Annotated in this window: 9 protein-coding genes; 4 read left to right on the forward strand and 5 right to left on the reverse strand. The window is 70.4% G+C overall.

All coding sequences use genetic code 11. The features are described 5' to 3' along the window. Positions 1–14 precede the first annotated feature (14 nt). Genes nuoL through nuoN form a run of 3 tightly spaced genes read left to right on the forward strand, consistent with a single transcriptional unit; the run spans position 15 to position 5,133 of the window. On the forward strand, positions 15–1,910 hold the full coding sequence (gene nuoL, locus ACFZDK_RS00995) for an NADH-quinone oxidoreductase subunit L (protein WP_390968526.1): 1,896 nt from the start codon (positions 15–17) through the stop codon (positions 1,908–1,910). 5 nt (positions 1,911–1,915) lie between these two features. Beyond that, positions 1,916–3,487, forward strand: a complete 1,572-nt coding sequence (locus ACFZDK_RS01000; RefSeq protein ID WP_359210333.1) for an NADH-quinone oxidoreductase subunit M — start codon at positions 1,916–1,918, stop codon at positions 3,485–3,487. Further along, positions 3,484–5,133, forward strand: a complete 1,650-nt coding sequence (gene nuoN, locus ACFZDK_RS01005; RefSeq protein ID WP_390968529.1) for an NADH-quinone oxidoreductase subunit NuoN — start codon at positions 3,484–3,486, stop codon at positions 5,131–5,133. Before ACFZDK_RS01000 ends, nuoN begins: the two co-directional genes overlap by 4 nt. 73 nt (positions 5,134–5,206) lie before the next feature. On the opposite strand, the gene ACFZDK_RS01010 is transcribed toward nuoN, so the two are convergent. Further along, positions 5,207–5,728 (reverse strand): hypothetical protein, encoded by a 522-nt coding sequence (locus tag ACFZDK_RS01010; RefSeq protein WP_390968531.1) that lies wholly within the window; start codon positions 5,726–5,728, stop codon positions 5,207–5,209. Positions 5,729–6,040: 312 nt separating this feature from the next. On the opposite strand from ACFZDK_RS01010, the gene recQ reads away from it, so the two are divergent. After that, positions 6,041–8,062: a DNA helicase RecQ gene (gene recQ / locus ACFZDK_RS01015; RefSeq protein WP_390970030.1), complete on the forward strand. Its 2,022-nt coding sequence runs from the start codon at positions 6,041–6,043 to the stop codon at positions 8,060–8,062. 34 nt (positions 8,063–8,096) lie between these two features. Here the strand turns inward: recQ and ACFZDK_RS01020 are convergent, their stop codons facing one another. The 4 genes from ACFZDK_RS01020 to ACFZDK_RS01035 are packed head-to-tail and all read right to left on the reverse strand — an operon-like array spanning position 8,097 to position 13,918. Further along, positions 8,097–10,877, reverse strand: a complete 2,781-nt coding sequence (locus ACFZDK_RS01020) for a fumarate reductase/succinate dehydrogenase flavoprotein subunit (protein WP_390968533.1) — start codon at positions 10,875–10,877, stop codon at positions 8,097–8,099. 11 nt (positions 10,878–10,888) lie between these two features. Continuing rightward, complete coding sequence (locus ACFZDK_RS01025; protein ID WP_390968535.1) at positions 10,889–11,677, reverse strand: ATP-binding cassette domain-containing protein; 789 nt, start codon at positions 11,675–11,677, stop codon at positions 10,889–10,891. Next, positions 11,661–12,575, reverse strand: a complete 915-nt coding sequence (locus tag ACFZDK_RS01030; protein ID WP_390968537.1) for an ABC transporter permease subunit — start codon at positions 12,573–12,575, stop codon at positions 11,661–11,663. The genes ACFZDK_RS01025 and ACFZDK_RS01030 overlap by 17 nt, the downstream gene beginning before the upstream one ends. Continuing rightward, positions 12,572–13,918 (reverse strand): ABC transporter substrate-binding protein, encoded by a 1,347-nt coding sequence (locus ACFZDK_RS01035; protein WP_390968539.1) that lies wholly within the window; start codon positions 13,916–13,918, stop codon positions 12,572–12,574. Before ACFZDK_RS01035 ends, ACFZDK_RS01030 begins: the two co-directional genes overlap by 4 nt. Positions 13,919–13,930 lie beyond the last annotated feature (12 nt).

Consider the following 13,930-nt stretch of genomic DNA (forward strand, 5'->3'; position numbering starts at 1 on the left):
GGGGTCGCTGAATCGTGGAGAACCTGATCGCGCTGCTGATCGCGGCGCCCCTGCTCGGAGCGGCCGTCCTCCTGGTCGGCGGCCGCCGCCTGGACGCGGTGGGCCACTGGGTCGGCACGCTCCTTTCGGCGACGTCCTTCGTGTTCGGCGTGATCCTCTTCGCCGACCTGCTGGGCAAGAACCCCGAACACCGCACCCTGATGCAGCACCTGTACACCTGGGTGCCGGTGGAGGGCTTCCAGGCGGACGTCACCTTCCGCCTCGACCAGCTGTCCATGACGTTCGTCCTGCTGATCACCGGCGTCGGCTCGCTCATCCACGTGTACTCGATCGGGTACATGGAGCACGACGAGCGCCGCCGCCGCTTCTTCGGCTACCTCAACCTGTTCCTCGCGGCGATGCTGCTGCTCGTCCTCGCCGACAACTACCTGCTGCTGTACGTCGGCTGGGAGGGCGTCGGTCTCGCCTCGTACCTGCTGATCGGCTTCTGGCAGCACAAGCCCAGCGCGGCCACGGCGGCCAAGAAGGCCTTCCTGGTCAACCGGGTCGGCGACATGGGCCTGTCGATCGCGATCATGCTGATGTTCACGACGTTCGGCACGTTCGCCTTCGGCCCGGTCCTCGACCACGCCACCGACGCCTCCGAGGGCAAGCTCACCGCGATCGGCCTGATGCTCCTGCTCGCCGCCTGCGGCAAGTCCGCCCAGGTACCGCTGCAGTCCTGGCTCGGGGACGCCATGGAAGGCCCGACCCCGGTCTCGGCCCTCATCCACGCGGCGACCATGGTGACCGCGGGCGTGTACCTCATCGTCCGCTCCGGAGCGATCTTCAACGCGGCCCCGGACGCCCAACTGGTCGTCACCGTCGTCGGCGCGGTCACCCTCCTGTTCGGGGCGATCGTCGGTTGCGCCAAGGACGACATCAAGAAGGCGCTCGCCGGTTCGACCATGTCGCAGATCGGCTACATGGTGCTTGCCGCCGGCCTCGGCCCGATCGGCTACGTCTTCGCGATCATGCACCTGGTGACGCACGGCTTCTTCAAGGCCGGGCTGTTCCTCGGCGCCGGTTCCGTCATGCACGGCATGAACGACGAGGTCGACATGCGCAGGTACGGCGGCCTCCGCACGTACATGCCGGTCACCTTCATCACCTTCGGCCTCGGCTACCTCGCGATCATCGGCTTCCCCGGCCTGTCCGGCTTCTTCTCCAAGGACAAGATCATCGAGGCGGCGTTCGCCAAGGGCGGCACCGAGGGCTGGATCCTCGGCACCTGCGCCCTGGTCGGTGCGGCCATCACCGCCTTCTACATGACGCGCGTGATGCTGATGACGTTCTTCGGCGAGAAGCGCTGGCAGCCCGACGAGCACGGCCACGAGCCGCACCCGCACGAGTCCCCGAAGGTCATGACCATCCCGATGATCGTCCTGGCGGTCGGTTCGGTCCTCGCCGGCGGCTTCTTCAGCATCGGCGACCGCTTCCTGCACTGGCTGGAGCCGATCACCGGCCACAGCGAGGGCGACTCCCCGCTCAGCGCCGCCACCGTCACCGGCGCCACCATGGTCTGCCTGGTCATCGGCGTCGGCATCGCCTACCTCCAGTACGGCCGCCGTCCCGTCCCGGCCGCCGCCCCGCGCGGTTCGCTGCTCACCCGCGCGGCCCGCCGCGACCTCCTCCAGGACGACTTCAACCACGTCGTCCTCGTCCGCGGCGGCGAACACCTCACCCGCTCCCTGGTGTACGTCGACCACACCCTGGTCGACGGCGTCGTCAACGGCACCGCGGCGGGCGTCGGCGGACTCTCCGGCCGGCTGCGCAAGCTCCAGAACGGCTACGCGCGCTCGTACGCGGTCTCGATGTTCGGCGGCGCTGCCCTCCTGGTCGCCGCGACCCTGCTGATGAGGGCGGTCTGATACCGATGTCCTTTCCTCTGCTGACAGCGACAGCGGCGCTCCCGGCCGTCGGCGCGGTCGCCACGGCCGCCGTACCGGCCGCGCGGCGCACCGCCGCCAAATGGCTCGCGCTGCTGGTCTCGCTCGCCACCCTGGTCCTCGCGATCGTCGTCCTGGTCCGCTTCGACCCGGACGGCGCCCGCTACCAGCTCACCGAATCACACGCCTGGATCGCGGACTTCGGCGTCAGGTACGAACTGGGCGTCGACGGCATCGCCGTCGCGCTCCTCGCCCTCACGGCCCTGCTGATCCCGTTCATCATCCTGGCGGGCTGGCACGACGCCGACCCGCTGGAGACCGGCAGCAAGCGGTGGCGGCCGACCCAGGGCTTCTTCGCCCTGATCCTGGCCGTCGAGGCGATGGTGATCATCTCCTTCGAGGCCACCGACGTCTTCCTCTTCTACATCTTCTTCGAAGCCATGCTCATCCCGATGTACTTCCTCATCGGCGGCTTCGGCGACCGCGCCCACGAGCACGGCGAGGAGACGGCGTCCACCCAGCGGTCGTACGCCGCCGTGAAGTTCCTCCTCTACAACCTGGTCGGCGGCCTGATCATGCTGGCCGCGGTGATCGGCCTCTACGTGGTCGCCGGGAACTTCTCCCTCGCGGAGATCGCGCAGGCCCGCGCGAACGGCACACTGCACATGGCCACCAGCACCGAGCGCTGGCTGTTCCTCGGCTTCTTCTTCGCCTTCGCGGTGAAGGCGCCGCTGTGGCCGCTGCACACCTGGCTGCCCAACGCGATGCAGGAGTCCACCGCCCCGGTCGCCGTCCTCATCACCGCGGTCGTCGACAAGGTCGGCACCTTCGCGATGCTCCGCTTCTGCCTCCAGCTCTTCCCGGAGGCCAGCAAGTGGGCGACGCCGGTCATCCTCGTCCTCGCCCTGATCAGCATCATCTACGGCGCGCTGCTCGCCGTCGGCCAGCGCGACATCAAGCGCCTGGTCGCCTACGCGTCGATCTCGCACTTCGGCTTCATCATCCTGGGCATCTTCGCGATGACCAGCCAGGGCCAGTCCGGCGCCACCCTCTACATGGTCAACCACGGCATCTCCACGGCCGCGCTGATGCTCGTCGCCGGCTTCCTGATCTCCCGGCGCGGCTCGCGGCTCATCGCCGACTACGGCGGTGTGCAGAAGGTCGCCCCGGTGCTCGCCGGCACCTTCCTGATCGGCGGCCTGGCCACGCTCTCCCTGCCCGGCCTCGCCCCGTTCGTCAGTGAGTTCCTGGTCCTGGTCGGCACGTTCACGCGCTACCCGGCCATCGGGATCATCGCCACCTTCGGCATCGTCCTCGCCGCGCTCTACACCCTCGTCCTCTACCAGCGGACGATGACGGGCCCGGTGAAACCGGAGGTCTCCGCGATGCCCGACCTGAAGGCACGCGAACTCGTCGTGGTCGCCCCGCTGATCGTTCTGCTGATCTTCCTGGGCGTCTACCCGAAGCCCGTCACGGACATCGTCAACCCGGCGGTCAAACAGACCATGTCGGACGTACACAAGACCGACCCCAAGCCCGAGGTGGAGGCGGCCAAGTGAGCGCAACAGCCGTCCACAGCCTGTGGACAACCGCGGCCGAACCGATCTCGAAGATCCCCACGCCGAAGATCGAATACGGGCAACTGTCGCCCACCCTGATCGTCGTCGGCGCGGCGATCGTCGGAGTGCTGGTCGAGGCGTTCGTCCCGCGCAAGAACCGCTACTACGCACAGGTCTTCGTCTCCGCGGTAGCCCTCTGCGCGGCCTTCGCGGCGGTCGTCGCGCTCGCCGCGGACGGCTACGGCACGACGAAGGCACACATCGCCGCCATGGGCGCCATCGCCGTCGACGGACCCTCCCTGTTCCTCCAGGGAACGATCCTGCTGTCCGGCCTCGTCGCCCTGTTCACCTTCGCCGAACGCCGCCTCGACCCGGCAGCCCACGGCAACCGCGTCGACTCCTTCGCCGCCCAGGCCGCCTCCGTCCCCGGCAGCGACAGCGAGAAGGCCGCGGTGAAGGCGGGCTTCACCACCACCGAGGTCTTCCCGCTCCTGCTCTTCGCCGTCGCGGGCATGCTGGTGTTCCCCTCGGCCAACGACCTGCTGACGCTCTTCGTGGCCCTGGAGGTCTTCTCCCTCCCGCTCTACCTGATGTGCGCGCTCGCCCGCCGCAAGCGCCTCATGTCCCAGGAAGCCGCCGTCAAGTACTTCCTGCTCGGCGCCTTCGCCTCCGCGTTCACCCTGTTCGGCATCGCCCTGCTGTACGGCTACGCCGGCTCCGTGTCGTACTCCACGATCGCCCAGGTCGTCGACGGCACCGTCACCAACATCGACCCGGCCCTCGCCGACACCATGGGCAACGACGCGCTGCTCCTGGTCGGCACCGCGCTCGTCGTCATGGGCCTGCTCTTCAAGGTCGGCGCGGTCCCCTTCCACATGTGGACACCCGACGTCTACCAGGGCGCGCCCACCCCGGTCACCGGCTTCATGGCCGCCGCGACCAAGGTGGCCGCCTTCGGCGCGCTGCTGCGCCTCCTGTACGTCGTCCTGCCCGGCCTGCGCTGGGACTGGCGGCCCGTCATGTGGGGCGTCGCGATCATCACCATGCTGGGCGGCGCGATCGTCGCGATCACCCAGACCGACATCAAGCGACTGCTGGCGTACTCGTCGATCGCGCACGCCGGATTCATCCTCGCGGGTGTCATCGCGACCTCGAAGGACGGCGTGTCCTCCGTCCTCTTCTACCTCGCCGCGTACTCCTTCGTGACCATCGGCGCCTTCGCCGTGGTCACCCTGGTGCGCGACGCGGGCGGCGAGGCGACCCACCTGTCCAAGTGGGCGGGGCTCGGCCGCCGGTCCCCGCTGGTGGCCGCCGTCTTCGCCGTCTTCCTGCTGGCCTTCGCCGGTATCCCGCTCACCTCCGGTTTCGCCGGGAAGTTCGCCGTGTTCAAGGCGGCGGCCGAGGGCGGAGCGGCCCCGCTGGTCGTCATCGGTGTGATCTCGTCGGCGATCGCCGCGTTCTTCTACATCCGTGTGATCGTCCTGATGTTCTTCAGCGAGCCGAGGCCCGAGGGCCCCACGGTCGCCGTGCCGTCACCGCTGACCATGGCGGCGATCGGCCTGGGCGTCGCGGTCACGCTCGTCCTCGGCGTGGCACCGCAGTACTTCCTGGACCTGGCGAGCCAGGCCGGAGTGTTCGTGCGCTGAGTCGTCCGCCCACAGCCGTGGGCCCCGGTTCCCCGCACGGGAACCGGGGCCCACGCGCGCGTGCGGCTCGGGCCTACGGGCACGTCACCGTCGGATTCCACGGCGCGAACAGGCCGCTCGGATTGTCCTTCCAGATCCAGGCCCGCAGCGTGTACACGGCCCCGTCGACACCGGGAACCGTCCCCGGCCCCTGGAACGTCTGCCCGAACAACGTCGGCGCGGTCGATCCGGTCCCGGCCGGCACGATCCACTCCACCGCCACCAACGCCCGGCCACCGTCGGTGTCGGTCTCGTAGAGGAGACCCGCGGGCTCCGCCGGATCGAGACCGCCCACGTTGGCCTTCTTGACGTAGTGGTAGCCCGCCCCGCCCAGGGCGGTCCGGTCGCAGGTGCCGGCGCGGGTGTACCCGTCCGTGATCGCGAACGGCTCGTACTGGTAGTCCGCCGTCGCCGTGTACGTCGGGGTCAGATCCGCCCACACGAACGGATCGGGATCGGGATCGGGGACGGGAGCCGCGCCGGCAGGCACCGCGGCCAGAGCGAACGGCACGGCCAGCGCCAGAACGGCGCCGGCAGTGCGGGACCTGAGAGACATCGTGAAGCTCCTTGGGGCGGACGAGGCACGCGAACGCGACGCCTCCGTACAGCACGGGCCTCCCCGGTCCCGCCCGTGCAGCATGGCCCCCGCCGCTTCCCGGCCGCCACGCGGAGACCGCCAAAGGGCTGAGGGCACCTCTGACGGTGGACACCTTGGTACGGAGGACACCTCCGGACGAGGGACACCGCGCAAGAACCCGCACCCACGCCCCCCTCCCGGACGGGCAGCCTGTGGATAACTCGGGCGCTGTCGGTCCGGACCCCTATCGTGGAGGCAGTGGTCGAGGGACGACGTACGGGGGACACGACGATGGGCGGGACGGGCGGGACCGACGAGATGCCAGGTACGACCGAGACGCCGGGGGCGCCACAGGCGCACGGACCGGCGGACAGCGAGGCACTGGCCACGCTGCACCGGGTCTTCGGATACGACGCCTTCCGAGGCGAGCAGGAAGCGATCATCGAGCATGTGGTGGCGGGCGGCGATGCCGTCGTCCTCATGCCGACCGGCGGCGGAAAATCACTGTGCTACCAGATTCCCGCCCTGGTCAGACCGGGTACGGGCATCGTGATCTCACCGCTCATCGCCCTCATGCAGGACCAGGTGGACGCCCTGCGCGCCCTCGGCGTGAACGCCGGCTTCATCAACTCCACCCAGGACTTCGACGAGCGACGCGTGGTCGAGGCCCAGTTCCTGGCCGGCGAGCTCGACCTGCTCTACCTGGCCCCGGAACGGCTCCGCCTGGACTCCACGCTGGACCTGCTCACCCGCGGCAAGATCGCTGTCTTCGCCATCGACGAGGCACACTGCGTCTCCCAGTGGGGTCACGACTTCCGCCCCGACTACCTCGCCCTCTCCCTGCTCGGCGAGCGCTGGCCGGACGTCCCGCGCATCGCGCTCACGGCCACCGCCACCCGCGCGACCCACCAGGAGATCACCCAGCGACTCCACATGCCGGCCGCCCGGCACTTCGAAGCCAGCTTCGACCGGCCCAACATCCAGTACCGGATCGTCCCCAAGGCCGACCCGAAGAAGCAGCTCCTCGCCTTCCTCCGCCAGGAACACGAGGGCGACGCGGGCATCGTCTACTGCCTCTCCCGCAAGTCCGTCGAGTCGACGGCGGAATTCCTCAGCCGCAACGGCATCGAGGCCGTGCCCTACCACGCCGGCCTCGACGCAGGCACCCGCGCGGCCCACCAGTCCCGCTTCCTGCGCGAGGACGGCCTGGTCGTGGTCGCCACCATCGCCTTCGGCATGGGCATCGACAAACCCGACGTCCGTTTCGTCGCCCACCTGGACCTGCCCAAGTCCGTCGAGGGCTACTACCAGGAGACCGGCCGCGCCGGCCGTGACGGACTGTCCTCCACCGCCTGGATGGCCTACGGCCTCAACGACGTCATACAGCAGCGCAAGCTCATCCAGTCCGGCGAGGGCGACGAGGCCTTCCGGCGCCGCGCCCAGGCTCACCTCGACTCGATGCTCGCTCTGTGCGAGACCGCCCAGTGCCGCCGCGGGCAGCTGCTGAACTACTTCGGCCAGGACCCCGACCCCGCGGGCTGCGGCAACTGCGACACCTGCCTCACCCCGCCCGAGACCTGGGACGGCACCGTCGCCGCCCAGAAGGTCCTCTCCACAGTGGTACGACTCCAGCGCGAACGCGGGCAGAAGTTCGGCGCCGTCCAGATCGTCGACATCCTGCTCGGCAAGCGCACCGGCAAGGTCATCCAGTTCGACCACGACCAGCTGTCCGTCTTCGGCATCGGCACCGACCTCGAAGAAGGCGAATGGCGGGGCGTCGTCCGGCAACTCCTCGCCCAGGGCCTGCTCGCGGTCGAGGGCGAGTACGGCACCCTCGTGCTGACCGAGGCCAGCGGGGCCGTACTGCGGCGCGAACGGGACGTCCCGCTGCGGAAGGAACCCAAGAAGCCGGTGGTCTCCCGGTCCTCCGGGACGTCCGGGTCCTCCGGGTCCGGCAAGGGCAAGGCGAAGGCGGCCGTGGCAGAGCTGCCCGAGGACCTGCTCCCCGCGTTCGAGGCACTGCGCGCCTGGCGGGCCGAGCAGGCCCGCGAGCAGGGCGTACCGGCATACGTGATCTTCCACGACGCCACCCTGCGGGAGATCGTCAGCCGCCGCCCCGAGTCGATCGCCGAACTGGCCACCGTCGGCGGCGTCGGCGAGAAGAAGCTGATGACCTACGGCGAGGGCGTGCTCGGCGTCCTGGCCTCCCTGAACACCCCGCCCGCCCCGGCCCCCGCGCCCACAGCAGCAGCCGGGGACGAGGACCACTGGCCCGAGATGGACGCGGAGCCGGAACCGGAGGACTGGATATAAGGAGCGGGGCGGTCGCCCGGCAGCCGACAGCCGGCTACAGCCCCCTCGCCGCATACGCCCTGACGTCCGCGTCCGAGTCCGCTGTCGCCGTGGCCAGGGCCGCGCGGGCCTCCTCGACACCGGCGTGCCGGGTCAGAGCGAGGACGGCAGCCTTACGGACGTCGGCGTTCGGGTCGGCGAGGACCTTGGCGAGGGCGGGCACCGCCACGGCGGCACCGGCGGCGCCCAACGCCCTCGCGGCACCGACGCGCACCTGCCAGGCGGGGTCCGCCGACGCGGCCACGGCCGCCTCGGCCAGCGGCGGTGGGCAGCCGACGCCCGCGAGAGCCTCGTACGCCGCACCCCGGACCAGCACGTCCACATCGCCGGTGAGCGTGGTGAGGGCATCCACAACGCCGTCCCTCTCCGGGGCGGCCCCGGAGCCGGCGGACCCCACCGTGCCGAGAGCCTTCGCCACCATCACCCGCACCTCCCGTGACGGGTCGGCGACGGCGCGGGCCAGAGCAGCGGCCGCGTCCACCGAGACCAGCGCCCGCACCGCCTCGATCCGGACCGCCGGATCGACGTCGGACAGGGAAGCGGCGAACAAGCCGGGGTCGCCGAGGCGCAGCGCCCGCAGCACGTCGAGCGCGGCCGCCCGGACGACGGGGTCGGCCACCGCGAGCGCGGCGGCCAGGGCATCGCGCAGCGCCGGCTCGGGAGGCAGCGTCTCCACCAGCTCACGCAGCGAGGAGGCGGCGGCCGAACGCACCCCGGCGTCGGCGTCGGCGAGCGCACCCGCCAGCGCCTGGCCGGTACCCGGCGGAGCCGTCTCCGTCAGGACCGACACGGTGGTACGACGCACCGAGGCGTCACGGTCCGCCAAATAGGGCTCAAGGGCGGCGAGTTCGGGCTCCTCCTCGGCGAGGGCGAGGAGCTCCAGCAGACGCGGCGAAGCCGGCTCGGCCCGGTCGGACTCGACGGGCCGCGCGGCAGCGGAGGCCGCCACCGGCCCGGTGGCGACCGGCGGCACGTCACGCGCACCCGCCGTCGCCATATCCAGCGCACGCACCTCGCCGATGTACCGGGACGGACCGCCGACCGGGGTGAACTCCTCGACCGGCACCAGATACGGAGCCACGGGACGAGCCGTGAACTCCATCGCACCAGAGGGGGACTTGTGCAGATCGAGATGGTGGAACCAGGAGGCGTCATCACGCTCGGGGTGATCGAGCCGGTCGTGGTAGAGACCCCAGCGGGACTCCGTACGGGCCAGGGAGGCACGAGCGGCCATCTCCGCGCAGTCACGGATGAAGCCGACCTCGGCGCACCGCATCAGCTCGTGCGGAGTCCGGGCACCCATGGCGGCGATGTCCTCCCGCATCCGCTCGAAGGACTCCAGAGCGAGGGAGAGCCGGGCCCCGGACTTCGGCGGAGCCACGTAGTCGTTCACGAAGCGGCGCAGCTTGTACTCGACCTGGGGCTGCGGCGGGCCGTCCGGGTTGCGCAGCGGACGGTAGATCGACTCGTGCGCCTCACGCACCTGGCCGGCCGGCAACTCCCCTTCGTACGCCGAGTACTGGGCGGCGTCCGCACCGGCCAGATCACCGAAGACGAACGCGCCGATCATGTAGTTGTGCGGGACGCAGGCCAGGTCACCGGCGGCGTACAACCGGGGGACGGTCGTACGGGCGTGGTCGTCGACCCGGACCCCGGAAGCGGAGTGGCCGCCGCACAGACCGATCTCGGAGATGTGCATCTCGACGTCATGGGTCCGGTAGTCGTGCCCCCGCCCGGAGTGGAAAGTGCCACGGGTGGGCCGCTCGGTGGAGTGCAGGATGGACTCCAGAGCGGAGACCGACTCCTCGGGAAGGTGGCTCAGCTTCAGGTAGACCGGGCCCCGGTCGGAGGCGACCTCGGCGGCGAACTCGGCCATCATCTGCCCCGACCAGTAGTCGGAGTCGACGAACCGCTCACCGTGCCGGTTGACCTGGTAACCCCCGAACGGATTGGCGACGTACGCGCACGCCGGCCCGTTGTAGTCCTTGATCAGGGGATTGATCTGGAAGCACTCGATCCCCGTCAGCTCGGCGCCCGCGTGGTAGGCCATGGCGTAACCGTCACCGGCGTTGGTCGGATTCTCGTACGTCCCGTACAGGTACCCGGAGGCGGGCAACCCGAGCCGTCCGGCCGCACCGGTCGCGAGAATCACCGCTCCCGCGCGGACGACGACGAACGCTCCCGTACGGGTGTTGAACCCCGCCGCCCCCACCGCGCGCCCCGCCGCCGTCAGCACCCGCACCGGCATCACCCGGTTCTCGATACGGATCCGCTCCCGCATCTCACGACGCCGCAACTGCCGGTACAGGACCTTCTTGACATCCTTTCCTTCCGGCATCGGCAGTACGTACGAACCGGAGCGATGCACCTGGCGGACCGCGTACGCGCCATGCTCGTCCTTCTCGAACTTGACCCCGTACGACTCCAGGCGCTGGACCATGGCGAAACCACGCGTCGCCGTCTGCCGGACCGTGGACTGGTCGACGATCCCGTCGTTCGCGCGGGTGATCTCGGCGACGTAGTCGTCGGGCTCGGCGCGGCCCGGGACGACCGCGTTGTTGACACCGTCCATGCCCATGGCGAGCGCCCCGGAGTGCCGGACGTGGGCCTTCTCCAGGAGCAGCACGTTCGCACCGCGCTCGGCGGCGGTCAGCGCGGCCATGGTGCCGGCGGTACCGCCCCCGACGACAAGGACGTCACAGGTCAGTTCCTCGGCGTCGGCGACGTCAGGAATGGCCAGGGGAGTGGGCGAGGGGGCGTTCGCGGGGGTGGTCACCGGGATGCCTTTCAGATGCCGAGCGAGGAGAGGACAGCGCGGCGCAGGGCCGCGCGAGCCGGGTCGTCGAGGGCGCCGCGTTCACGCGGACGCGGAACGTCCCGCACGGACGCGACCCGGCCGGAGGCGAGCAGGGCGACCCGGTCGCCGAGGAAAAGCGCCTCGTCCACGTCATGGGTGACGAAGACAACGGTCGCGCCCGTACCGCGCAACACCTCCACCAGCAGGTCCTGCATGCCGGAACGGGTCTGGGCGTCCAGCGCCCCGAACGGCTCGTCCATCAGCACGACCCGAGGCGAACCGGCCAGGGCCCGGGCCAACTGCGCCCGCTGGCGCTGCCCGCCCGACACCCGGTGCGGCAACTGCCCGGCCTGCGCGGCCAGTCCGACCCGGGCCAGCCAGGACTCAGACTGCGACCGGCGCTCGGAACGCGCGACTCCCTTGATGGCGAGCGGCAGTTCGACATTGCCGCGCAGCGAGCGCCAGGGCAGCAGCGCGTCCTCCTGGAAGACCAGCGCCCGGTCGGCCGACGGCCCGGTCACCGCGGCACCGTCCTGGAACACCGCCCCGGCCAGCGGAGCCAGCAACCCGGCGAACGTCCGCAACAACGTCGACTTCCCGCACCCGGACGGACCGACGACCGTGAGGATCTCGCCCGGCCGGACATCCAACGCGACATCGTGCAGCACCGGGGCGTCCGGACGGCCGAGCACCGCCCCGTCGAACGTGAGCCGGGCGCCCCGCGCGGCCTCCGGCGCCGCGACCACCGCCGGTACAGCCACCTCAGACGAAGTGCTCATCGCGCGCCTCCTGATCGGTGTCGCCGCGGCCCTGCTGCTGGGCATCGGCCTGCTTCTGGGAATCACCGTCGGCCTGCACTGCGACCGGGACGGCGGGGACGCCGGACACCGGAGTGCGGGCCCGGCCGCCGGGCACGTACGACGTCCGGGGCAGCCAACGGGTCAGACGCCGGCCGAGAAGCTCGACCGCCGTGGACGTCACCCAGCCGAGCACCCCGATCGTGACCATCCCTACGAACACTCCGGGGTAGTTGACGATCGTGTAGTCCTGCCAGGTGCGGTAACCGACCCCGTACTGACCGGAGATCATCTCGGCGGAGATCACACAGATCCACGACACACCGATACCGACCGACAGACCCCCGAAGATGCCGGGAAGCGCCCCCGGCAGCACCACCGAACCCAGGATCCGCCACCGGCCGCCGCCCATGGTCCGCACCGCCTCCTCCCACACCGGGGTGAGGGCCCGCACCGAGTGCCGGGTGGAGACCATGACCGGGAAGAAGGCGGCGGTGCAGGTGATGAAGACGATGCCCTGCTCATCGGAGGGGAACAGGAGGATCGCGACGGGCACGAGAGCGATCGCCGGGATCGGCCGGATCACCTCCAGGACCGGGCCGAGCAGATCCTCGGCGAGGCGCGAGCGGGCCACGAGAACGCCCGTCGCGACACCCAGGACGGCTGCCAGCACGAAACCGGTGAGGATGCGGGTGAGGCTGTCGCTGAGGTCGGTCCAGTAGTCGCCGCCGGAGACCCGGTCCGCGAAAGCGCGAGCGACGTCGGCGACGGTCGGGAACTGCGAGAAACGTAGCCACAGATCGACGTTCAGACTGGTCAGGAACTGCCACACCCCGAGGGCGGCGGCCAGCGACACCACCCGCAGGACGTACCGGCTCACGACGCCCGCCGCAACGCGTCGGCGTAACCGACGACCTGCGTGCCACCGTGCGCTTCCACGTACGCCTTCGCGGTCGTTTGTGTCACGAAGGGCAACAGTTGCTCGCCGTCGGCCACCCACACCGCCTTGTCCGCGAACCAGAGGGTGCCGGTCGTGGCGTCGGGGACGTAGGCGGCGCGGATGTCCCCGCTGTGCTTGGCGACGTAGGCGAGCAGTTCCTCGGGGGAGCCGAAGCTCGTCGTCTTCTCGCTCCCCTTGGGCCACACCTCGCTCGCGGCCGCCGACGGTGCGGCGGCGAGCCGCTTGGCGTAGTCGGAGCTGCCCAGGGCCTTCTTCACGTACTGGTCGTCGACGAACGCGTCCACATCCACGTCACCCGTCAACTTGGCGGCCTTGAGGACCGACACGTCCTGCTTCAGGGCGGAAACCAGCTCGGGCTTGACGGCGGGATCGAAGGTGGCGATGCCATGGGCGCCGTTGTAGAGGTAGACGACCTCGGCGGGCAGCCCTGTGGCCTTGGCGACCTTCTCCGCGGCGGTCACCGGGTGCGCGTCGAGGTAGTCGGTGGCCTCGGCCTGCGCCTTGAGGAAGGCCTCCAGGACGGCAGGCCGCTGCTTGGCGAAGCCCTCACGGGCGGTGACGCCGTGAAAGGTGGGGAGGTCCAGCTGGGCGCCGTCGTACAGGGCTTTCGCCTTGCCCTGGTACGCGAGCAGGCCCGGCCAGGCCACGAACTGGGACAGCGCGTCCACGCTGCCCGCCGACAGGGCCGAAGCGCCCACCGCGGGCTGCTGGTTGAGTTTGGAGATGCCCTTGTCCGGGTCGATACCGGCACGCTGGAGGGCGCGGACGAGGGTGCCGTCGGCGGCGGAGCCGATGCTCGTCGAGACCTTCTTGCCCTTCAGGTCCGTCAGCGAGGTGAGCTTGGAGTCGGGCGCGGTGACGACGGTGTTGAGGCCGCCGCGCAGGTTGTAGCCGGTGACCGAGACCAGGTGGGTCGGCTGGCCGAGCTGTTTGCCGCGGGCCGCGTTCAGCAGCAGCGGGAAGTCGCCCATCGAGCCGATGTCGATCTTCCCGGCGGTCATCTGCGCGGTGATCGGGGCTCCCGTGGCGTAGTCCTGCCAGTCGACCTTGTACGTGTGGCCGTCGTGCAGGGCGTTGAGCTGCTGCTCGAAATAGCCGAGGGCGCGGAGCAGGGTGCCCGCCGTGACGGTGTTGATGGTCTTGGACTGGTAGCCGACGGTGACGGTGACCGTCTTGCCGTCGCCTGCCGCGGCGCTGCCGCCGCAGGCGGAAAGGGGCAGCAGGAGGAGGGCCGCCGAGGCGGCGATCGCGGTGCGTTTCATGGAAGTTCTGGG

Source organism: Streptomyces sp. NPDC007901 (genome assembly GCF_042959465.1).
GTDB lineage: Bacteria > Actinomycetota > Actinomycetes > Streptomycetales > Streptomycetaceae > Streptomyces.

Bases quoted from the DNA above. Each gene is read 5' to 3' on its own strand.
- ACFZDK_RS01000 (WP_359210333.1), top strand. From the start codon at position 1,916: ATGTCCTTTCCTCTGCTGACAGCGACAGCGGCGCTCCCGGCCGTCGGC.
- ACFZDK_RS01010 (WP_390968531.1), bottom strand. From the start codon at position 5,728: ATGTCTCTCAGGTCCCGCACTGCCGGCGCCGTTCTGGCGCTGGCCGTG.
- recQ (WP_390970030.1), top strand. From the start codon at position 6,041: ATGGGCGGGACGGGCGGGACCGACGAGATGCCAGGTACGACCGAGACG.
- ACFZDK_RS01025 (WP_390968535.1), bottom strand. From the start codon at position 11,677: ATGAGCACTTCGTCTGAGGTGGCTGTACCGGCGGTGGTCGCGGCGCCG.
- ACFZDK_RS01035 (WP_390968539.1), bottom strand. From the start codon at position 13,918: ATGAAACGCACCGCGATCGCCGCCTCGGCGGCCCTCCTCCTGCTGCCC.